20 protein-coding genes and 5 tRNA genes are annotated in these 20284 nt (G+C 47.5%); 20 read left to right on the forward strand and 5 right to left on the reverse strand.

Annotation, left to right across the window (positions count from 1 at the left end; translation table 11 throughout):
• Positions 1 to 102: 102 nt before the first annotated feature.
• Complete coding sequence (locus E6W40_RS00985) at positions 103 to 600, forward strand: winged helix-turn-helix domain-containing protein (protein ID WP_136603773.1); 498 nt, start codon at positions 103 to 105, stop codon at positions 598 to 600.
• Positions 601 to 652: 52 nt separating this feature from the next.
• On the forward strand, positions 653 to 1972 hold the full coding sequence (locus tag E6W40_RS00990; protein WP_136603774.1) for an MFS transporter: 1320 nt from the start codon (positions 653 to 655) through the stop codon (positions 1970 to 1972).
• 451 nt (positions 1973 to 2423) lie between these two features.
• On the opposite strand, the gene E6W40_RS00995 is transcribed toward E6W40_RS00990, so the two are convergent.
• The gene (locus tag E6W40_RS00995; RefSeq protein WP_136603775.1) at positions 2424 to 2843 is read right to left on the reverse strand and encodes a hypothetical protein; all 420 of its coding nucleotides are present in this window, start codon (positions 2841 to 2843) and stop codon (positions 2424 to 2426) included.
• 314 nt (positions 2844 to 3157) lie between these two features.
• On the opposite strand from E6W40_RS00995, the gene E6W40_RS01000 reads away from it, so the two are divergent.
• From E6W40_RS01000 to E6W40_RS01025, 6 genes are all read left to right on the forward strand, one after another.
• Positions 3158 to 4255, forward strand: a complete 1098-nt coding sequence (locus E6W40_RS01000; RefSeq protein ID WP_136606769.1) for a DUF4367 domain-containing protein — start codon at positions 3158 to 3160, stop codon at positions 4253 to 4255.
• Positions 4256 to 4547: 292 nt separating this feature from the next.
• The gene (gene alr, locus E6W40_RS01005; protein WP_136603776.1) at positions 4548 to 5741 is read left to right on the forward strand and encodes an alanine racemase; all 1194 of its coding nucleotides are present in this window, start codon (positions 4548 to 4550) and stop codon (positions 5739 to 5741) included.
• A gap of 220 nt (positions 5742 to 5961) precedes the next feature.
• Positions 5962 to 6243: a CopG family ribbon-helix-helix protein gene (locus E6W40_RS01010; RefSeq protein WP_136606770.1), complete on the forward strand. Its 282-nt coding sequence runs from the start codon at positions 5962 to 5964 to the stop codon at positions 6241 to 6243.
• Positions 6244 to 6246: 3 nt separating this feature from the next.
• On the forward strand, positions 6247 to 6597 hold the full coding sequence (locus E6W40_RS01015) for a type II toxin-antitoxin system PemK/MazF family toxin (RefSeq protein WP_127606057.1): 351 nt from the start codon (positions 6247 to 6249) through the stop codon (positions 6595 to 6597).
• A 200-nt stretch (positions 6598 to 6797) separates the two neighbouring features.
• On the forward strand, positions 6798 to 8990 hold the full coding sequence (locus tag E6W40_RS01020) for an alpha-galactosidase (RefSeq protein ID WP_136603777.1): 2193 nt from the start codon (positions 6798 to 6800) through the stop codon (positions 8988 to 8990).
• A 411-nt stretch (positions 8991 to 9401) separates the two neighbouring features.
• Positions 9402 to 11612 carry a Tex family protein gene (locus tag E6W40_RS01025; RefSeq protein WP_136603778.1) on the forward strand — a complete coding sequence of 737 codons (2211 nt, stop codon included), beginning with the start codon at positions 9402 to 9404 and terminating at the stop codon, positions 11610 to 11612.
• A gap of 67 nt (positions 11613 to 11679) precedes the next feature.
• Here E6W40_RS01025 and E6W40_RS01030 read toward each other — a convergent pair whose 3' ends face one another.
• Complete coding sequence (locus E6W40_RS01030) at positions 11680 to 12261, reverse strand: CGNR zinc finger domain-containing protein (protein ID WP_136603779.1); 582 nt, start codon at positions 12259 to 12261, stop codon at positions 11680 to 11682.
• A gap of 190 nt (positions 12262 to 12451) precedes the next feature.
• Here E6W40_RS01030 and E6W40_RS01035 point away from each other — a divergent pair, with 190 nt between their 5' ends.
• The gene (locus tag E6W40_RS01035) at positions 12452 to 12922 is read left to right on the forward strand and encodes a DinB family protein (protein WP_136603780.1); all 471 of its coding nucleotides are present in this window, start codon (positions 12452 to 12454) and stop codon (positions 12920 to 12922) included.
• Between the two features lie 103 nt (positions 12923 to 13025).
• On the opposite strand, the gene cmpA is transcribed toward E6W40_RS01035, so the two are convergent.
• Together cmpA and E6W40_RS01045 are read right to left on the reverse strand one after the other, a co-directional pair.
• Positions 13026 to 13154, reverse strand: a complete 129-nt coding sequence (gene cmpA, locus E6W40_RS01040) for a cortex morphogenetic protein CmpA (RefSeq protein WP_136603781.1) — start codon at positions 13152 to 13154, stop codon at positions 13026 to 13028.
• Positions 13155 to 13224: 70 nt separating this feature from the next.
• The gene (locus tag E6W40_RS01045; RefSeq protein ID WP_136603782.1) at positions 13225 to 13575 is read right to left on the reverse strand and encodes a hydrolase/acyltransferase; all 351 of its coding nucleotides are present in this window, start codon (positions 13573 to 13575) and stop codon (positions 13225 to 13227) included.
• Between the two features lie 170 nt (positions 13576 to 13745).
• Here E6W40_RS01045 and E6W40_RS01050 point away from each other — a divergent pair, with 170 nt between their 5' ends.
• From E6W40_RS01050 to E6W40_RS01070, 5 genes are all read left to right on the forward strand, one after another.
• Entirely contained in the window at positions 13746 to 14225 is a 480-nt protein-coding gene (locus E6W40_RS01050; protein ID WP_136603783.1) for a SprT family protein, read from the forward strand.
• A gap of 31 nt (positions 14226 to 14256) precedes the next feature.
• A tRNA-Asn gene (locus E6W40_RS01055) sits at positions 14257 to 14332 on the forward strand.
• Positions 14333 to 14339: 7 nt separating this feature from the next.
• A tRNA-Ser gene (locus tag E6W40_RS01060) sits at positions 14340 to 14428 on the forward strand.
• A 262-nt stretch (positions 14429 to 14690) separates the two neighbouring features.
• Positions 14691 to 15035 (forward strand): helix-turn-helix domain-containing protein, encoded by a 345-nt coding sequence (locus E6W40_RS01065; RefSeq protein WP_246072784.1) that lies wholly within the window; start codon positions 14691 to 14693, stop codon positions 15033 to 15035.
• The gene (locus tag E6W40_RS01070) at positions 14957 to 15841 is read left to right on the forward strand and encodes an IS3 family transposase (protein ID WP_168928788.1); all 885 of its coding nucleotides are present in this window, start codon (positions 14957 to 14959) and stop codon (positions 15839 to 15841) included. Before E6W40_RS01065 ends, E6W40_RS01070 begins: the two co-directional genes overlap by 79 nt.
• An 88-nt stretch (positions 15842 to 15929) precedes the next feature.
• Here E6W40_RS01070 and tlp read toward each other — a convergent pair whose 3' ends face one another.
• Positions 15930 to 16139, reverse strand: a complete 210-nt coding sequence (gene tlp / locus E6W40_RS01075) for a small acid-soluble spore protein Tlp (protein WP_136603785.1) — start codon at positions 16137 to 16139, stop codon at positions 15930 to 15932.
• Positions 16140 to 16314: 175 nt separating this feature from the next.
• Between tlp and E6W40_RS01080 the strand changes: the two genes are divergently transcribed.
• From E6W40_RS01080 to E6W40_RS01105, 6 genes are all read left to right on the forward strand, one after another.
• Positions 16315 to 16653 carry a hypothetical protein gene (locus tag E6W40_RS01080; protein WP_136603786.1) on the forward strand — a complete coding sequence of 113 codons (339 nt, stop codon included), beginning with the start codon at positions 16315 to 16317 and terminating at the stop codon, positions 16651 to 16653.
• 209 nt (positions 16654 to 16862) lie between these two features.
• Positions 16863 to 16937, forward strand: a tRNA-Glu gene (locus E6W40_RS01085).
• A 165-nt stretch (positions 16938 to 17102) separates the two neighbouring features.
• Positions 17103 to 17178: transfer RNA gene (locus E6W40_RS01090), tRNA-Lys, on the forward strand.
• 30 nt (positions 17179 to 17208) lie between these two features.
• Positions 17209 to 17291 (forward strand) — tRNA-Leu (locus E6W40_RS01095).
• 211 nt (positions 17292 to 17502) lie between these two features.
• Positions 17503 to 19131: an AraC family transcriptional regulator gene (locus E6W40_RS01100; protein ID WP_136606771.1), complete on the forward strand. Its 1629-nt coding sequence runs from the start codon at positions 17503 to 17505 to the stop codon at positions 19129 to 19131.
• 108 nt (positions 19132 to 19239) lie between these two features.
• Entirely contained in the window at positions 19240 to 20250 is a 1011-nt protein-coding gene (locus E6W40_RS01105; RefSeq protein WP_136603787.1) for an ABC transporter substrate-binding protein, read from the forward strand.
• Positions 20251 to 20284: the final 34 nt, after the last annotated feature.

The raw sequence follows: 20284 nt of genomic DNA on the forward strand, positions 1-20284 counted from the left end.
ATGATAGCCCTATAGACGATCTAAAAAAATAGATTGAATAAAAAATACAGTACGAACCATTAAAACGGATCAAATTATAATTTAGATCGGAGTGTATTGGATATGAATAACGATCAATCCCAATCCATTGAGATTTCAGTAGAGCAGGCCAAATTGTTAGGCAGCGCGCAGCGGGTGAAAATCATCAAAACATTGGTCGACACAGCGAAGACCTCCAAGCAGGTGGCGGATGAATTGGGGGAATCCCCAGGCAGCATCCACTATCACATTCAAAAACTGTATGAAGGCGGGCTGATCGACCTTGTGGAAACAAGAACGGTTGGCGGTATTGTGGAGAAATACTACAAGTCGAAGGCGAAGTGGTTTAACTCGCATGGAAAACAACTGATGGATCCGATTCTGGCCGATGATTATGAGGCAGCTACCAGCACGAAAATGAGTCTGAGAATGCAGCTATCATTGGAGCAACGTGAAGAAATGGAGGCTGACTTCAAGGCATTGCTGGAGAAATGGGTGGAGATTTCGATTGCAACCAAGGGAGAGAGCACTCAGGAATATGCGATTGGTATTAAAGTGATTTCGGCTGAAGCGCCAAAATAGGGGGAGCTTTCTAAACTTTATTCTAGAAATAAGGAATGGGAGTGTTGTAGACATGGAGATTTTTAAAAACCGCAATTTCACGCTGCTGTTTATCGGCCGCATTCTGACGAATATCGGTGATAGCTTTTATGCCGTCGCAGCCATGTGGTTGGTGTACAGTCTCGGAGGTTCTACACTATATACGGGGATTGCCGGTTTTCTGTCGATCCTCCCCCGAATCATTCAATTGTTTTCCGGCCCTATGATTGACCGGGTTCCACTGCGAGGCCTGCTGGTGTACACTCAACTGCTGCAGGCACTGCTGCTGTTAATTGTGCCAGTGGCACATTATTTCGGTTTTCTGACTGTAGGTCTCGTGCTTAGCATCACGCCGATCCTCACGACCATTAATATGTGGTTTTATCCGGCTCAGATGTCCGCGCTTCCCAAGATCTTGGGCAAACACCAGCTGACGCAGGGGAACTCCTTGTTTTCGATCGCTTACCAAGGCATCGACGTTGCTTGCAACGCGATTTCGGGAGCTTTAATTATCGTGCTGGGTGCGGTTTCCCTATATCTGTGGAACTCCCTGGGATTCTTCATTGGGGCCCTTTTGTTCATGCAGCTGCGGATAAATTCATCAACCATTAATTCAGATAACAACGGATTAAAAACATATGGCGAAAAGAAAAATTTATCGGTTCCCCGTCAGAATCCTATGAAAAGTTATGTGTCAGATATGAAAGAAGGCCTTAGGTTGATCCTTGCAACACCGCTGGCACGCATCCTATTTGGCATTATCTTGATTAATGCGGCAGGAGGAGCCACCTTTACCGTCATGCCAGCCTTTGCGAACAGCCTCGGCGGGGCGGGGGTATACGGAATTCTGCTCATGGCTCAAGCCTGCGGAAGTTTACTCGGCGCGATGCTTACACCCTATATGAAACTGGAACGCGTACGACTCGGATATCTTTTTGCTGCTGCCTTTTGTTTATCCGGAGCCGCCTGGAGTCTCAGCATATTCAGCCATTGGACGTGGCTCGTCGTTCTGGTCTACGGCCTGGCTTGGTTTCCGGGTGGAGTAACCAATGTCATCATTAACACCGTGATTCAAAAAGCCGTGCCGGAAAAGAGCCTGGGTACCGTTTTTGCGGCATCCTCGGGACTCAGCGGTATCGCTATGCCGCTTGGCAGCCTCATCGGCGGCAGTTTGGGCGTTATCGCAGCAAGCTCAATCGTGATCGCAGGCTGTGGTATCGTGGTATTGGGTGTGGGCATATTTTGGATGTTCGATCCGGTGACAAAAGCTCTTCCGACCGCCCATGATGCGGATGAATCCTGGTTTGCGGCACCCGTACGCCCGGAAGCTGTACCTGCGTCTACTTCCGTATAACAGTTTGTTTCCTATATGCGATATATCATCGAAACAACTGTTCTTTCCTTAGGGAATGCAGTTGTTTTTATTTTGGAGACGCGTATTTTGGCCGCGAAAGATTAAATAATGTGAATTATTGTAAAATATAAATTCTTCCGTGTTTTAATGGGAGTAGAAAATTTCATGGGGAAATTGAATGAGTATAAAACTGAGGTATCTTGGTGCCAGCCCAGTGTTGGTAGCAGCTTTTACTCGGTGGTTCGCTTGCTAATGCGGCAAACTTCTAGGACGTTAAAGAAGGCAGTTGGTATGAGGAAGCCGTCTCGTGGGTGTTCAAAACAAAGTTGCGTCTGGTTATGCTGATGGGCGTTTAAGCCTAGCAATTCAGTAACTGAGGAAGAATTCCAATTATTGCCTTGTTGGTCCATTCGTTAGCATGTTCGGAGAATCATTCTCTCAAATTTCTGAGTTATTTCTGATTTACCACTTCTTTTTCAATTAACTGTTTTAAATCATTAGATACAATTATTACTTTTTGAATTTTAAAATTATCCCTAGGAACATGATTGACTAATATCATTTGTCCATTCCCCAAAGTAATCAGGGAATATGACTTGAAATCCGCTCTAGAATCATTAATTTCCTTAAGTTTATCAAATAATTCCTTTGTAGCTTCTTCTTTAAGATGGCTTGAAAACAGAGATTGAAAAACTTCATATTCGTCTAAAGAAATTGATTTTTTTAAATTAACTGCTATCTCATCCGGATCGGATTTATTATCTTTTGCACAAGCTACAGTGATCAAGAATAGAGCTGTGATTAATAAAAATTTTATTAGTTTACTTCCCACAAATTCAACCCCTGTCTGTTTATGATTTCTAGATTGCATAAATAAATCCTCTGAACAGGATAACGTCCGGGAGCAGCAATTAGTTACGACTATTTATTAGGAACTTGAAACTGCTTACCTTCTCACTTGTTTGCAACCTGTTTGCAGTGGAACTAATCAGACCTTTCCAACGGATCTTCCCTCAATAATATACTTAAGGCGTTGAATCCCCATCCTGAATGGTTATCCCCTGCTAAATCTTGTATCGATTCGTACAACCTGCTCCGGCTTGTCAGGCTAGTCTGCATAATGTGAACAAGTCCCTCATAGACATGTATCAATCAATTAAAACATGTGCTAAAGGGGATGATGTCATGCGCCGGATGTCATGGGTACTCGCCATGATCTTGTGCGTCACCGTCGTATTTGCCGGGTGCGGCAAAAAGGACGCTGCTTCCGTAGTCAAAGGTTTGAATAACGTTGCCGACACGCTGCAAAGCAAGGAAGGATCCTATAAAGGAATGGGGAAAATGACGCTCTTTACGGGAGAAAAACCGCAGGAGTACAACATTGAAGTTTGGTATCAGAACCCTTCCTACTACCGGATCAGCCTTACCAACGCTCAAAAGGATGTCACTCAGATCGTTCTCCGCAATGACGACGGTGTTTTCGTCCTCACGCCCAGCCTGAACAAAAGCTTCCGCTTCAAGAGCGATTGGCCGGAAAATCAAGGGCAGGTTTACCTGTATCAGACGCTGGTGCAAGGAATCCTGAGTGATAGTACCCGCCAATTTGCCACAGACAAGGACAGTTATGTATTCGATGTTGCAGCCAACTATCACAGCCAATCTCTGGTTCGCCAGAAAATCTGGCTCAGCAAAGACAATTACGCGCCTAAGCAGGTGCAAGTATCCGATGCTGAAGCTCATGTTATGGTTGAAGTGAAATTCAGCGAATTCAAATTTGATGCCAAATTCGATAAGGATTCCTTTGATATGAAGCGCAACATGACGGCCTTGGACGATCCTACGCTGGGAACGGTCATGCAGGTGGATGAGAATGGTAATCCGATTTCGGCTGACGATCCGAAGGCTGAAGGCGCCTCGGCTGCAGCACCGAAGGAGCTTGGGGACTTTGGAATGATCGTTCCTGTCTACCTTCCGGATGGGGTCGAGAATAAAGACACCAATAAAATGGAGAATAGTGAAAATCATACGGTCATCCTCCGCTATGATGGAACATATCAGTACACCATTATGGAGTCGCGTTCGCAGGACAAGGCGGTTTTCTCGCTGGCATCGGGAACGGTGGTTGATCTCGGGTTTACGTCAGCGCTCCTCACAGGAGATGATCAAAAAACGCTGACCTGGATGAATGATGACGGCATTGAGTTCCGTATTACCAGTGCAAATCTTCCAGTTGATGAAATGACGAAAATTGCCGCGTCTTTACAGGAACAAACGGGTAAATAATACAAAGTAGGCGGATTCCCGAGTTGTTAGAGCTGATTCCTCTACAATGAAGGCCTCCGCCTGTTTATCTTCTGACGCTGTGTGGTATGGTAAACCCGCCCCAATCCGGCCAGCTGTGGTTCATTGACAGTGGCCTTCTCGAACATTACGATTAATGAGCGAGTTATATAGAATGAACTAAAGCCAAGTCACGGTTGCAGAGCACAGAACTGATCGCAATCAAGTGATAAGTCATATCAGACTTTAGTCCAATCTATGTAGGTGTAAAACGTAAGAGAAGGTGACTGAAAAAATGCAAGTTCAATATAGAGCTACACAAGCGGAAATAAATCTGGATCATTTGCGTGCCAATTATGAGGCATTCCGCCAGGCACTTCCTGAAGAAATGCTGCTGCTGGCTTGTGTCAAAGCAGATGCTTACGGACACGGTGCTGTAGAAATGGCGCGGGAGCTGGAGCGAGCGGGCGCGGACTATCTGAGCGTGGCTTTTCTGGATGAAGCGATTCAGCTTCGCCAGGCAGGCGTTAAGATTCCTGTGCTTGTACTCGGATACACACCACCTGAAGGCGTTCAGGCAGCCTGGGAGCATCAGGTAACCTTGACGGTGTTTAGCCAAGATGTGCTTGACACCATTAAGGGGCTTCCGGCAGAAAGCCTGAAGCGTCCTTTGAAGCTGCACATCAAGATCGACAGCGGTATGGGCAGATTGGGACTTCTTCCTGGTGAAGCCGCCATTTCTTTTATCGAAAAGGCTCTGGCATTGCCGCAGGCTGAGGTGGAGGGAATGTTTACCCATTTTTCCAAGGCGGATGAAGAAGATAAAAGCTATACACTGGAGCAATACCGGCGTTTTACAAGCGTAGTGGTCGCACTGAAAGAGAGAGGCATCAGCCTCCCGATTATACATACGGGAAACAGTGCCGCCGCGATTGACACTCCAGAGCTGTCGTTCAACATGGTCCGCATCGGAATCAGCATGTATGGACTATACCCTTCGGAAGAGGTTAATCGGCAAAAGGTGGCGCTGACCCCGGTATTGACGCTAAAGACACAGGTGGCATTTGTTAAAACGCTTCCGCCTCATTGGGGCGTCAGTTACGGCGCGAGGTATGTGACGGATGCGGAGGAAACCATTGCCACGCTTCCGATTGGCTATGCGGATGGATATTCCCGAATGCTAAGCGGTAAAGCGGAGGTATTGATCCGCGGCCGCCGCGTTCCCGTCGTCGGAACGATTTGCATGGACCAGTGTATGGTAACGCTGCAATCTTTTGCTGAAGAAGCAGAAGAAATTCAAGCCGGCGAAGAGGTTGTACTCATCGGTCAGCAGTCTGGCGCAAGTATTTCGGCAGATGAGCTGGCATTCTGGCTCGGTACCATTCACTATGAAGTCATCTGTATGATTGCTAACCGGATTCCCCGCCTTTATATACGAAACGGGGCCCCGTACACCCTGATCAATCCTTTGATCAGCGAAGCACACTAAACTGGATATAACCTTTTGTTAGGAGCAGAAGGAATAACTTGCATACATCTCGAATATAGAATTGTGACGAGATTGTCTGTACGGAAATGCCGACTGTAGTTTATAATGGAATGCAGCATACCTGATATACCTTCGGCATATATATTCCTTTGTATAAATTTCCTTGAATAAAGTTATACTGGTGCACAAGGGTGTGAAGGTTGTGGGGGTGGAAGAAAAGGTGGCTAATATGCAGAATACCAAAAGAATTATGATCAGCTTGCCGGATCATCTTTTGCAGGAAGTGGATGGCATCGTTGCTATGGAGAATTCCAACCGCAGTGAACTTATCAGGCAGGCCATGAAGCTGTATTTGCATGAACGGAAGAAGCGTTATATCCGTGAATCCATGCAGCGTGGCTATATGGAAATGGCCAAAATTAATTTGACCATGGCCTCTGAAGCGTTTCATGCAGAGGAAGATGCAGACAGCACTCTAGGCCGCTTAGTGAGCGGGGTGTAGACATTGATCGTAAAACGCGGCGACGTTTTTTTTGCGGATCTTTCACCCGTTGTTGGTTCTGAACAAGGTGGAGTGAGACCGGTGCTGATCATTCAGAATGATATCGGCAACCGCTTTAGTCCTACGGTAATCGTGGCGGCTATTACGGCCCAGATTCAAAAAGCCAAACTGCCGACGCATGTAGAAATTGATGCGGCTTCGCATGGTTTTGACAGGGACTCTGTTATATTGCTGGAGCAAATCCGAACCATTGATAAGCAGAGGCTGACGGACAAAATCACCCACCTGGACGAAGAAACGATGAAAAAAGTGGATGATTCTCTGCAGATCAGTCTTAGCTTGATCGACTTTTAACCATGAACGTGCAAAAGTAAAGGCGTGCCCCGGGGCACGCCTTTTGTCTTTTCTCTTGCTGTGTGGTTGCTTTTAAAATGTCACATAAGTCCATTGTATCCGATGCTTGATCCATGTAACTTTATAGTAACCAATAAAGAGCGGACAAGGCGGGGGATACCCGGCTGAAAATCATTCCGCTTAAGCATACGGAGGGAATTATGGGAATTTATATCGATTCACAGCAGCAGCTGTTCCATTTGCAAACGAAAGGCTCAAGCTATGTATTTCAGATTCTTCCTTCCGGCTACGCGGCACATTTGTATTATGGCAAGCGGCTGCGTGCAGGCGATCTCAGCTGGCTGCTGGTATCACAGGAGCGTTGTTCATTCAGCCCGAATCCGGTACCTGAAGACCGCAGTATATCACTGGATACCCTGCCACAGGAGCTGCCAGTGTATGGAACCAGCGACTATCGCCATCCCCTGCTTCAGGCGAGACTTGAGGACGGCACGACCATTACGGAATTCAAATATGTATCGCATCGCATGGAGCAGGGAAAACCGGGGCTAGAGGGTCTTCCTGCTGTATATGTGGAACGTGAAAGTGAAGCAGAGACCTTAGTGCTGAATATGCAGGATCTGGCTTCAGGACTCCATGTAGAGCTAATTTATGCGGTGCTGGAAGATTATGATGCCATCACACGGTCGATGCGTATCGTTAATGACAGCGGAGCAAGCATAGAGCTTCTGCGTGCGCTCAGCGCGAGCGTGGATTTTCCGCATATGGATTATGAGTGGCTGCAGCTGTCCGGCGCTTGGACTCGCGAGCGTGATGTCATCCGCCGTCCGTTGGCATACGGCATACAGGCCGTGGAAAGCCGCCGCGGTTCGAGCAGTCATCAACAGAATCCGTTCGCAGCACTGCTTTCACCGGGAACGGATGAGGATCATGGCGAGGTCTACGGCTTCAGTCTGGTATACAGCGGCAGCTTTATTGCACAGGCTGAAGTGGATCAATTCCGGACGACCAGATTGTCGATCGGCATCAATCCATTTGACTTTACATGGCTGCTTGAACCGGGGGAGTCCTTTCAGACACCGGAAACAGTGATGGTGTATTCTGCAGGAGGTCTTGGAGGCATGTCCCGGACGTATCATAAGCTGTACCGCGAGCGGTTGGCGCGAGGGGAGTTCCGTGACAAGGAACGTCCCGTGCTTGTCAACAACTGGGAAGCAACGTATTTCAATTTCAACGCAGAAAAAATTGAAAACATTGCGAAGGCCGGACAAGAGCTGGGCATTGAGCTGTTCGTGCTGGATGACGGCTGGTTCGGGCGGCGGGACCGTGATAATTCCTCGCTTGGAGACTGGGTTGTCGATTTGAATAAGCTGCCGGATGGATTGGATGATTTGGTGGAAAGAGTGAATCACCTGGGAATGCAGTTCGGCTTATGGTTTGAACCGGAAATGGTATCGCCGGACAGTGATCTATACCGCATGCATCCAGACTGGTGTCTCCATGTTCCCGGGCGTCGGCGTACGGAAGGCAGACAGCAGCTTATTCTTGATTTTTCCAGACAAGACGTCAGGGATGAGATCGTCCGGATGATCGGTAATATCCTAAGCAGTGCGCCGATTACGTATGTAAAATGGGACATGAACCGTAATATGACGGAGATTGGCTCGGCTTTACTGCCGCCGCAGCGGCAGCGGGAGACAGCCCACCGTTATATGCTCGGACTCTATGAAGTTATGGAGCGCATTACAACGGCATTCCCTCATATCTTGTTTGAAAGCTGTTCCGGAGGCGGTGGACGCTTTGACCCTGGTATGTTGTTTTATATGCCTCAGACTTGGACAAGCGATAATACGGATGCGGTCGCCCGTCTGAGAATTCAGTATGGTACCAGTCTTGTATATCCGGTCAGCTCGATCGGCTCCCATGTGTCTGCAGTTCCCAACCATCAGGTCAAACGTACAACGCCGCTTGATATGCGCGGTCTGGTGGCGATGTCGGGGAACTTCGGTTATGAGCTGGATTTAACGCGGTTTAGCGATGAGGAGAAGGAGGCTGTCAAAGAGCAGGTCGCCTTATACAAGGAGATCCGCGGACTGGTGCAGTTTGGGCTCCATTACCGGCTGCTCAGTCCTTTTGAAGGCAATGAGACCGCATGGATGTTTGTGGCTGAAGATGGTAGTGAAGCGGCTGTATTCTATTTCCGTGTGTTGTCTGAATCCAATGCGCCTTTAAGCCGGCTGAAATTGAAAGGACTTGATCCGGACGCAGATTATTCAATCCTTGGGAACAATGGAGTTTTCGGCGGAGATGCTCTGATGTATGCCGGTATTTCGGTTGGAGAAGATCGGGGAGATTTTCACAGCGAGCTGTTCCGTCTGAAAAGAATGCAGTAATAGGAAAATGGGATCGGTAGTGTAAAAAGACTGTAAAGGACGAGCCTTGCTCCGGATATTCCGGCGCAGGGCCTTTTTGTGTTATTGCCAAATTACCAGGCAGAATAAGGGTAAAATCACTCATGGAAGAAGCTTCTGCCATCATTGTTTGCCTCTTCCAAAGATGCCCGCTGGAAAAGTAGGCAAAAGTTTGTGATAATATACAAGAACCAAGCTTCACTTTTTAGAATAAAATCTAAATTTTGCTTGGCGTTTCAACTGAACTCCGAATCGATGAAATGACGACGGAGATAGAAATTTAACATAACGAAAATGAAATGTATGGAATGCTCTAATAAACGAACGTTATATACCAGACTTTGCACTATTCACGCATAACAAGCGACTGATACGGGGAAAAGAGGGATTTTTATGACAGAAAAGGTAGTTGTGGAAATGAATACGGAAGAACAGAAGGCCAAGGAACAGGAACGCATTGTTCAGCAGACAGCGAAGGAATTGCAGCTTTCACTGAAACAGATCCGCACGACGGTTGAGCTGCTGGATGAAGGCAACACGATTCCTTTTATCGCACGTTACCGTAAGGAAATGACCGGGGAATTGGATGAGAACCAGCTGCGGGATATTGAGGAACGGGTGAACTATCTGCGCAATCTGGAGGAACGCAAGCGTGAAGTTATCCGGATTATCGATGAGCAGGGTAAGCTGACGGGAGAGCTGAAGTCGTCTATTGAGAAGGCGGTCAAGCTGCAGGAAGTGGAGGATTTGTACCGTCCTTACCGTCAAAAGCGCAAAACCCGCGCCAGTGTAGCCAAGGAAAAAGGGCTGGAACCGCTCGCAAACTGGATTATGGGGCAGCCGAAGCAAGGTGACCTGCAACAGGAAGCCTCCAAATACGTGGACGCCGATAAAGGCGTTGAGAGCTCGGATGAAGCCATTGCCGGAGCGATGGATATTCTGGCTGAAAATATTGCGGATGACGCGACAATCCGTTCCTGGGTCCGCCGGTATACGATGGATCATGCCATGCTGACCTCGGAAGCGAAGGATGCGGAGCAGGAATCCGTGTATGAAAACTACTACAGCTACCGGGAGCTTGCCAAAAAAATGCCTCCTCACCGGATCTTGGCCATTAACCGCGGCGAACGCGAAAATATACTGAAGGTAGGCCTTGAAGTATCGTCCGATCCGATTCATCATTTTATGGCACGTCAGATTGTTAAGGGCTCTTCCATAGTAGAAACAGTATTAACAGCAGTGATAGAAGATGCTTATAAACGTCTGATTGCCCCTTCAATTGAAAGGGAAATTCGCGCGGAATTAACGGAAAAGGGAGAAAATCAGGCCATTTCCATCTTTTCCGGCAATTTGCGGAGTCTCCTGCTGCAGCCCCCGGTAAAAGGCAGATGCGTGTTGGGCGTAGATCCGGCCTTCCGGACCGGCTGTAAGCTGGCTGTCGTTGATGATACGGGGAAGCTGCTCGAAGTAGCGGTGACTTATCCGACGCCACCGAACAACAAGCGGAGAGAGGCGGCCGAGAAGTTCCGCGAGCTGATCACCAAATACGGGATTCAGTTGATCGTTATTGGCAATGGTACGGCCTCCAGAGAAACCGAGCAGTTTGTGGCAGAAGTCATTGGTGATCTGAGCGATCTGAACCTGTCTTATCTGATCGTTAACGAAGCGGGAGCAAGTGTGTACTCGGCTTCCAAGCTGGCACAGGAGGAGTTTCCGGAGCTTGATGTTGCTGAGCGGAGTGCGGTTTCCATCGCGCGCCGGGTGCAGGATCCGCTCGCGGAGCTGGTTAAGATCGAACCGAAGGCCATCGGTGTCGGACAATATCAGCATGATGTATCGCAAAAGCATCTGGACGAAAGCCTGAAGGCAGTCGTAGAGTCTGCCGTTAACCATGTTGGTGTAGATGTGAATACAGCATCACCTTCGCTGCTGTCCTATGTGGCAGGGGTTAACGCGACCATAGCCAAAAACATTGTAAAATACCGTGATTCGAACGGTAAATTCAGCAGCCGCAAGCAGCTGCAAAGCGTACCGCGCCTCGGCGCTAAAACCTATGAGCAGTGCATCGGCTTCATGCGTATTTCGGAAGGGGATAACCCGCTGGACCGCACACCGATTCACCCGGAATCCTACACGGTCGTAGATCGTTTGTTCAAGGAGCTCGGGATCGGTATGGATAAGCTTGGAACAAGAGAGCTGTCGGATTTGCTGGCTCAGCAGCATGTGGAGCAGTTAGCTAACGCGCTTGACGTTGGCGTGCCGACGCTTCGTGATATTCTGGAGAGTCTGCAGCGTCCGGGCCGTGACCCGCGTGAAGAGCTTCCGCTCCCTATTTTCCGGACAGATGTGCTCAAAATCGAGGATTTGATGCCGGGCATGGAGCTGCAGGGAACGGTACGTAACGTCATCGACTTCGGCGCGTTTGTGGATATCGGTATCAAGAGTGACGGCCTCGTACATATTTCACAGCTCAGTGAAGGATATGTTAAGCATCCGATGGACGTTGTATCCGTCGGGGATAATGTGACTGTCTGGGTACTGAATGTGGATTTGAAAAAGGGCCGTGTCGGACTTACGATGCGTCAGCCGAAGGATCAGCAGTAAAAAAACATAATAAAAAGCCCCTTTTCTAAATTGTAAAAGAAGGGGGGCTTATTCAAATATACGTTGTTTATTTATCATTTGCGGTGTCCGGATTAACGGTGGTTGAGTCTGACAGCTTCTTTTTGGCCCGGAACCGCCGTACCTTCATCAGGTTTCCGCACATTTTATCATCGCAGTACCGCTTTGAGCGGTTGCGTGTGTCATCATAATATACCCATAGGCAGTCCGGATTGTCGCAAATGCGGATTCTGGACAACTCGCCCTTCTCCAAGGTGGACGCAAAGGAGGCTGAAATTTCAGCCATAACCTGCGTCCAATTGGTGTTTGCAGGAATATAGGAGATATGGATGCCATGTTCGGATGTGCTTAACTTGCGTATCACTGGTGACTTTCCCATCCAGAGATTAAGATGGTCGATATGGTTAGCTGTAACAGCTTCTCCGGATGTAATATGACGGATCAGCGCAAGCAGGAAGGAGCGCAGCTCTTTCAGTTCGTTCATTTCCCTATCGCCCGGAAGGTCGGTTGCGGTAATCCGGTCCTGTTGCATAAACCAACGGAGCCATTCTTCTTGATCAAGACGGTCTTCGGAGCGCCCGCTGCCCCGCCAATCATGCCATTCACTATTTACAAAATCATCCCAGAGCATTCGAGGTCATCCTTTCTATAGCAACATTGTAACAAACCATGGTTCGCTTTTGCTATCTTGCGGGAGTGGTGAGAGACCGGGAGAGGATGGTTTATTGGATGCTGCTTGTACCTGGAAAATAGTTGTGCTATTGTTTGCGTAACTACCTTAACATGTTTAAGGTAGTTACTTAAAACGGGAGGCGATTAGGATGAGTATCCGAAGTCTTTTGCTGCAAAACTGGGATTATTGTATGGATCAAGAGGATTGGTATCCTCCGCTGCTGCATGCGCTGAAGGATGTTTCGCTTGAACAGGCTTTGTGGAAACCCGAAGAAGGTGCAGTCAACAGTATATGGGAGAACGTTCAGCATTTGCTCTACTTTAAGGAGCGTTTGTTAAAGCGGCTTTCAGGTGCTTCTGAAGATCAGAACGCGCCGGGTAATGATGAAACCTTCCGCATTCCTGAAGCAAGTGAAAATGACTGGGCGCGCGCCAAGTCCAAGCTTGTGGAGGTGCATGCATCTGTAAGACATGCGCTAGAACATTTGCCTGAGGAAGAGGTCGAAAACAATCCCCAGCGTTTTCTCAGCTTGATCATGCATGATGCTTATCATACTGGACAGATCATTTTACTCGGAAAACTGCAGGGCTCTTGGCCGGCGGCAAGAAGCTACTTATAACTCGTCATCCTATGTAAGTTCAAACGATATCGGCAAAAAAAAGAAGCCGGATTCATAGATCCGGCTTGGTTTGCGTAACGTTATGGATTGATGAACAGCCATCCTATGAATGATCCGTGCCTTCCCCAGCTGAATTCCGGTAAAAGAACCAGCAATCGTTCAGCAGCTTGATTTGGCGTCTGTCCTTTTTGTGAAAGGCGCGTGTCAGCTGATTGCAGAGCCATTGCGGCAAGGGTATCTCCTCCTCTTGCTAAACCGTCTGTATGGATAGCATATGGGGGAGACGCCCAAAGCGTGCAGGTCTACACTATTTCTTCTTCATACCACTGCTCCAACTGAGCCTGCAGGGCACGGATTTCCGTGAGCAGGGAGATCAGCGGGTAATTTGTTTCGTTCAGGGAAGCAAAGGATTGCTCCAGTTCGTTAATGTAATCTAGACCACTGACAATGATGGAATTTTCCTGCAGCAGCTCGAGCTGTTCGCACTCAGCAACGGCGAGTGGCAGTTCAGGTGTATCCTGTGCGGTGAGCTTGCTGATCTCTTTATTGAGTCTTAAGTTCAGCGCACTGAGCTGATAGGCGTAATCGGCAGGCATCTCCACGTATTGAAGCTTGTCTCCCAGCTGCAAAATGACGTAACGCATGTTTGGCATAATGTTTAGTTTCCCCCTCCATACTTGCTGCTAGCTTGTCGATGCAAAGTAATCCTTTACTTGACAGTGTAGCTTAGGCTGAAGTTAAAATTCAAGTAGGATTCCTGTGCGTTTCAAGCATGCCGCCAGGATGAACGCGGAAAGGAAGTGGAGCAAGAGCTATGCCAATCATGAGCAATGACGAATTGCAGGCCTGGGTGGAAAACGTGTCGCTGGATAGCTTTGGCGTGCCTTTCCGGCATCAGGCGACCTTTAACAAGAGACTGTCCTCCACCGGGGGGCGATATTTTACCAAAAGCCATCATATTGAGATTAATCCCCACCAGCTGGAGGAAAACGGCAGGGAAGAAGTGGAGAAAATCATCAAGCATGAGCTCTGCCACTATCACCTGCATTTGGCTGGAAGAGGGTACAAGCACCGTGATCCGGATTTCAAACAGCTGCTGCAGCATGTGGGAGGGAGCCGGTTCTGTAACACACTGCCGAACCGCGGCGGAAGAAAGGTGCAGCCGTACCGCTATGTGCTTATTTGCCGGGATTGCGGGATGAAATATATGCGTAAACGCAAGGTCGATACGAGACGATTCCGGTGCGGAAAATGCCGGGGGAAACTTAAACAGCAGACGCTTGACTCCCCTGAGAAATCATGATAAATTATTGATTGTTACCATTTGTAAACGTTCCCTGATAGCTCAGTTGGTAGAGCACTCGACTGTTAATCGAGTTGTCACAGGTTCGAGTCCTGTTCGGGGAGCCATTTTCTTGGAGAGATACCCAAGTGGCTATAAGGGGACCCTCTGCTAAGGGGTTAGACTGCGTAAGCGGTGCGAGGGTTCGAATCCCTCTCTCTCCGTTCGAGATACAACAAGAAGCTCCCACCGCGATAGCGGCTGGGGGCTTTTTTTGCAAAGGGATGAGAAGCCTCGAAGAGGGGGCGTCGGAGCATGAACATCGGTAGGATCCGCATCGCAGTCCCGACCGGAGGGAGGGTATCCCTCTCTCTCCGTTCGAGATACAACAAGAAGCTCCCACCGCGATAGTGAAGTGCACCCCTTAGAATAGACATTGGAAAAACCCCTTGGTTTAACCGATGAATTCTAGGGGGTGTATTTTTTATGGCTATAAAAGGTCAAAAGTTTAAGACGTACTCTGAGGAACTCAAGATGGAGGCAATCCGTTTGCACGTAGAGGAAAAATGGACGTATCGGCAAATCAACGATCATTTGGGAATCCAAGACCAGAGTCGGATGAAGCGTTGGATGCGAAAATACCGTGAAAAGGGTGAGTTTGGTTTACTGGATCAACGAGGAAGGCGGAAGGAATATTTAGATCAAGAGCGATATGTTCAGCAGTTGAAACGGGAGAATACGATGCTAAAAAAGTGTTTGGAAATCTGGATGCAGGAGGGAAAGAACAGCGCTTCAAGCTTATCGAACAAGCAGCGAATGTCGGCCAAGTAGCCGAACACTGCAAGCTCCTTGGCGTCTCTAGAAGTGGCTATTACGCGTATTTGAAGAGGAAGAAGAATGACCGAGATGCCGAGGCTAAACGACTCCTTCGCACCGTGTATCAACGCTACGAAGGAAAGTATGGCTACCGTCAGATCCAACTTTTCTTGTGGCAGGATGAAGGTGTATGGATGAATCACAAGAAAGTACTGCGCCTAATGCAAAAGCTTGGTCTTCAAGCCAGCATTCGCCGGAAACGTCGATTTAATATGACATACCAGGCTGCCGAGCGCGTGGCTGATAATCTGCTTAAGCGAAATTTCACAGCCGAAAAACCAAACCAGAAATGGGTGACGGATGTGACTCAATACCGGATAGGCGAGCGCTGGCTGTATCTTTCGGCAGTGAAAGACCTATTCAATAACGAGATTGTGGCCTACCAACTTAGCGAACGTAACGATAATGAACTGGTACTTCAGACGTTCGCTAAAGCATTTGCTAAGCGAAAAGACGTGTCCGGATTGGTCGTTCACAGCGACCAAGGGTTCCAGTACACGTCTCATGCTTACCACGACATGCTGCCAAAGGTTAGCGCCCAAATCAGCATGTCTCGCCGGGGCAACTGCCTAGACAACGCCTCCATGGAGAGCTTCTTCTCGCATCTCAAAACGGAAGGGCTCTATCCCTATGATATCCGAAATCTGGCAGAGGCACAAAGGAGAATTGAGAAGTACATACAATTTTACAACCAAAGGCGACCGCAGCGTAAATTAAACAAACTGACGCCGGTACAGTACCGGCGCCAGTTTGCAGCCTAGGTGTTTTTTCAATGTCCACTAAATGGGGTCTTGACCAATAGCGGCTGGGAGCTTTTTTGCAAAGGGATGAGAAGCCTGATTTTCAAAATTATTTTTCGTCTTGGTATTCTTCTTCAAAGCCCTCGATTGCTTTTTCGCGTTTGGCATTTTTATGCTCAAGATTTTGCTGCTCTTGTCCGGAGATTTCATCTGCATGCTCATCCAGGTAATGATTCGTTTCCTGAATGTTTTCGCGAGTGTTGCTGATCGAGTTTTGGATTTTCTCCGCGTTGTCGGAACGGTCATCGGGTTTAGCCATAAGTATAATTCTCCTTTATTTGTTTTTTAGGCAGGATTCGGTTCAATCCTTTTATGTGATAAGCCAATCATAAGATGCCTTGGCAGCGTCAAACTTATGCATTTGCATTAGAAAGGCTATGTTAAACTTTGGTTGGAGATGATGCAATGTTCATATTAAGTAGGGAGGTCATTCAATGAAAAATTCAATTTGCGGCTTAGTTGCTTCCATCGTATGCATTATTTTGAGTGCTGTTTTTTTGTATTGGAATCCATATTCAACTACACCACCGAATATTAGAATGATTAATGTCGTTTATACAATGTTGATTCTTCCCGCTTTAGTAGGCATTGCAGCTTCGTTTTTGAAAAATCGAATCTTAATGTTTATTGTATTTGTTTGGTCGTTTCCTTATGGTCTCTATCTATCCATCGTGTCAATTCCGAGTATTTGGAACCTCTTTGGTGCAGTTCTTATTGTTTATCTCGTTTCTGCGATACAGATGAAGAAAACTGCTGGTACTCAGACCCATTAATTTAAACTAAGTTATCGGCGCAACGATAATTAAATTAACTGCCCTTTTCAAAGGGTGTTTTTTTCTGAGGTGAAAACAACACTAAGATTTAACATGGCCATTAGAAAAAATTAACGCTTTGCAGGGAAGAGGAATATTTCAAAAAAAAGTACTTGTCATGTCCCAAGAATTCTGGTAAGATAATTTTTGTTGTCACGCTTTGTTGATACGGCCCGTTGGTCAAGGGGTTAAGACACCTCCCTTTCACGGAGGTAACAGGGGTTCGAATCCCCTACGGGTCACCATTTATATTGCAGCTTCGATGGGGGATGAGAGCCCACAAGGGTTCGTCGAAGCAGGAACTTCGTTAGCACTGCATCGCAGTCTCGAACGAAGAGAGAGTATCCCTTACGGGTCACCATTTATATATTTTGGATTTACTTATGGCACACATCATAGTGAGTCAGCGAGAGCCATTAGCTCAGTTGGTAGAGCACCTGACTTTTAATCAGGGTGTCGAAGGTTCGAGTCCTTCATGGCTCACCAGTTTTATTTCAGGAAATTTCCCTTATACATGCGGTAGTGGTGGAATGGCAGACACGCTATCTTGAGGGGGTAGTGGGCGTATGCCCGTGGAGGTTCGAGTCCTCTCTACCGCATACTAAAAAGAAGCATTCGCGAAAGCGGGTGCTTCTTTTTGTTTTATAGACAGCCTTATGCCATTCCGGACAGGGCTGTTTTATTTATATAGTAGAAAATAAAATATAGTTTCCAACTTATAACTTTTCATCTCAGGGCAGGACGATTATGATATGATAGCTACTATATGATAATGATAACCATTCTCAATAAAAGGCGGTACATTGATTGATGATACATGAAAGCAGTAATGTGAAGCTGGATAATTTGACTACCAGGTTATGGAATGTGGAATTCTTTCATGAGATGGGGCTGCGCCTCGCACATCAGCTGGCCGTGCAGAGTGCCTTGATTATACTTCTGAAGGGAGAAGCAGATCTTGAACTGGGAGATCGGATCATACGGATGGGCGAGGGCTGCGTGTATTTATGTCCTGGAGGAAGAACATTCGGAGTGAGCGGATACGGCTCGGAGCCAGTATCTGTCGCAGTTTTTAATTTCAGTTTCTATCATGCAGATCATTTACAGAGAGAAACGCTTCTTGAAGTCGAGACGGGTGCATGGATGATCCGGGAAGAAGGGACGGCGTTAAGTTCTGCGGAAAGACTTCATTCGATCTGCCGCAAGGTTTACAAGGAGTTTCATCATGTTGATGATATTAAACGTTGGCGTGCCCAGCTCGATTTTCAGGAACTGCTGTTTGAGCTCATAGCGGAAAGCAGCAGCGATTCTAAAAACGATAAAATTCAGGCATTGGAACGTGCCAAAATATTTCTGGAAGAGCATTACAGCGAGGAGCTCACGATTGACCAGCTGGCAGAGGGGGCCGATTTCAGCTCGAACTATTTTGCAGATATGTTCAAGAAGACCTATGGCCGCAGTGTTGTAGACTATCTGGGATACGTAAGGATGAACAAGGCCAAGCAACTGATGCTGGGCTCAGAAACCCTGCTTAAGGAAATCGCGCATTTGGTGGGGTATAAAGATGAGTTCTATTTCAGTAGAAAGTTTAAAAAGGAATTTGGCCTGTCTCCCTCGGCTTATATCAAGAAGAGAACCAATAGAATAGCCCTGTACGGCTCCACCTCACTGCTTGGGTACCTTGCGCCTCTACAAATCATCCCTTATGCTGCTCCCCTTCATCCTAAATGGTCTGCGGAGTACCACTCGCTTGGGCCTGAAATTCCCGTGCATCTGGATGCTTACCGCCAGAATCACAATAAAGCAGCCAATCTGGACAAGCTCGCTGCGGCACAGCCGGAACGGATTATATGCATGAAAGAGCTGGAGTCCTGGGAGAAGGAAAGGCTCAAACAAATTGCACCCGTATACGAGCTCTCGCTTGAAACGGAGAACTGGGAAGATGAACTCAGAGCGCTCGCCGGATGGCTGGATCGAACGGAGGAAGCGGAACAATGGCTGAAGTCCTTTTCCCGGAAAATGAAATTGCTGCACCAGCATGTCTCCCTGCATATACAGCAACCCAGACTCATAGCCGCACGTGTTTATGAAAACCGACTCGCTCTAAATAACAGCCGCGCGGTTAATGAAGTGCTAAGCAAGCTGCTGGGCTGCATTATGGTCTCCCTTCCGGAAGATGTGTCCGAGCTTTCCCTTTTAACCGTGGAGGATCTCGGGAAGATGGAGGCGGAGCATATTCTGGTCTTAGTCAGGCAGGATTCGGAGACTCTAGCATTTTGGAAAGGCCTGTCATCCTCGCCGGAATGGCTGTCATTGCCTGCGGTTAAGAAGGGCGGATTGCATCTCATTACTTCCTATCCGTGGCGCGAGTATTCTCCCGTTGCCATGGAGCAAATGGCAGAGTCGGCAGCTGCGCTGTTAACCGGAAAAAGTCCATGAGAAATCGGGGAATTGTCCATGGCGTATTTGACCATCCTCCTTTACTATCAATAATGATAATCATTATCAATTAAAGAGGGAACCGTCGAAGGGAGAAATCAGAGAGAAATGAAAAGAATGAAGCTTTTAACGGGGTTATTTTTAATGCTTGCGGTGATTTTGTCAGCCTGCGGCAAAGAGAATCAATCGTCAGAGCCTGCTGCATCGACAAGCACGAATCAAACAGCTACAGAAGGAAAGTCTGCTGAAAAAGCGGAGGAGCCTGCCGCCTCATCAGATACAAGAGTTGTGAAATATCTGGATCAGGAATACACGCTTCCTTCCCATATAGAACGTATCGTCATTACAGGTGCCGTTGAAGCCATGGAAGATTCGATTGTCCTTGATGTGAATCCGGTCGGGGCCATCACTTTTTCCGGTGAATTCCCGCCGCTGTTCGAGTCCATCACCAAGAATGCCAAATCCGTCGGTGAAAAAATGGAGCCGAACTTTGAAACCATTTTATCGCTTAAGCCGGATGTCATTTTGAGTTCAACCAAGTTTAAGCCTGAAGTGATTGAGAAGACGAAAAGAATTGCGCCAACCATCCCGTATTCTCATGTGTCAACCAATTGGGAAGCGAATCTGAGACTGCTTGGAGAGCTCAGTGGAAAGCAGGAGCAGGCGGAACAGGAAATTGCTAAGTATAAATCGGATCTGGAAGCAACCAAAGCCCAAATTGGCGATACCTTGAAGGATAAGAAGGTTCTTGCGATACGGATTCGCGCCGGTGAGCTCTACATATATCCGGAAAAGGTATTCTTCAATCCGGTGCTCTACGAGGATCTTGGACTTACTGCACCTGCTGAAGTCAAAGCGGCCAAAGCCCAGGAGCTGATCTCGAAGGAGAAAATCGCCGAGTTGAATCCGGATGTTCTGTTTATTCAATCGTTGCCTGATGAAAACAAAGATACACCCAACGCACTTGATGATTTTCAAAAGGACCCGATTATCAAGAGCCTGAACGCATTCAAAAACGGTAAAGCATATGTGAATGTGGTTGATCCGCTCATGCAAGGCGGAACCGCATACAGCAAAATTGAGTTTTTGAAAGCAGCAGCAGCTAAGCTTACGGAGTAGAAATAAACAACGAGTTCAATATAAGGCGTGTTGA

The organism is Paenibacillus dokdonensis (genome assembly GCF_004916975.1).
In the GTDB taxonomy this organism is placed as follows: domain Bacteria; phylum Bacillota; class Bacilli; order Paenibacillales; family Paenibacillaceae; genus Paenibacillus_AQ; species Paenibacillus_AQ dokdonensis.